A 925-nucleotide genomic window follows, 5' to 3' on the forward strand; every position below is an offset into this window, starting at 1 on the left:
GCCCCCGACCGGCCCCGGCCGACTCACCGGGGGACCGCGAGCGGCGGTTGCGGGAGGTGTTCGCGCAGGTCCTGGGCCTCGACGAGGTCGGCGGCGACGAGGACTTCTTCGTGCTCGGCGGGGACAGCATCCTGTCCATGTCGGTGGCGGCGCGGGCCCGCAAGGCGGGGCTGACCGTCACCCCCCGGGCGGTCTTCGAGCACCGTACGCCGGCCGCGCTGGCGGCGGCGCTCACGCCCACCGGGGTCGCGCAGGACGCTCCGGAGACCGCCGCGGACTCCGACGGGGTCGGCGACCTGCCGTTGCTGCCGATCGTCCACCAGCTCCGGGAGGACGGCGGTCCGATCGGCCGCTTCAACCTGTCGATGCTGCTCCGGTCCCCCGCCGGGGCCGACCTCGCCTCACTGGCCGGCGCGCTCCAGGCCGTGGTGGACCACCACGACGGTCTGCGCCCGGTGCTGTCCCGGATGGACCTGGGGCCGGCCCTGCCGGCGCTGTGGTCGGCCGTGATCCGGCCGCCCGGCGCGGTGGACTCGGCGGGCCTGTCGCGCCGCGTCGACGCCCGCGGTCTCGACGGGGCAGCGCTGCGGGCTCTGGTCGCCGAGGAGTCCGACGCGGCGGCGTCCCGGCTGGACCCCGACGCGGGGACCGTCCTGCAGGCCGTCTGGTTCGACGCGGGCGCGGGGACGCCGGGTCGGCTGCTGCTCGTCGTGCACCACCTGGCCGTCGACGGGGTGTCCTGGCGGGTGCTGCTCGGTGACCTGGCCGTCGCGTGGGAGGCGGTGGCGCGCGGCGGACGGCCCGTGTTGGAGCCCGTGCCGACCTCGCTGCGGCGGTTCGCGCGGGAGGTCGTCGAGAAGGCGACCTCGCCGCCACGGCAGGCCGAACTGCCCTACTGGGGGGGGGTGCTGGCCCCCGGGGCGGA

Annotated in this window: 1 protein-coding gene; it reads left to right on the forward strand. The window is 77.5% G+C overall.

Annotated features, from left to right (window positions below; genetic code table 11):
* The coding region (locus tag ADK55_RS16240) for a phosphopantetheine-binding protein (RefSeq protein ID WP_234350070.1) at positions 1-925 on the forward strand (925 nt) is incomplete at both ends.

The organism is Streptomyces sp. WM4235 (assembly GCF_001279725.1).
In the GTDB taxonomy this organism is placed as follows: Bacteria; Actinomycetota; Actinomycetes; order Streptomycetales; family Streptomycetaceae; genus Streptomyces.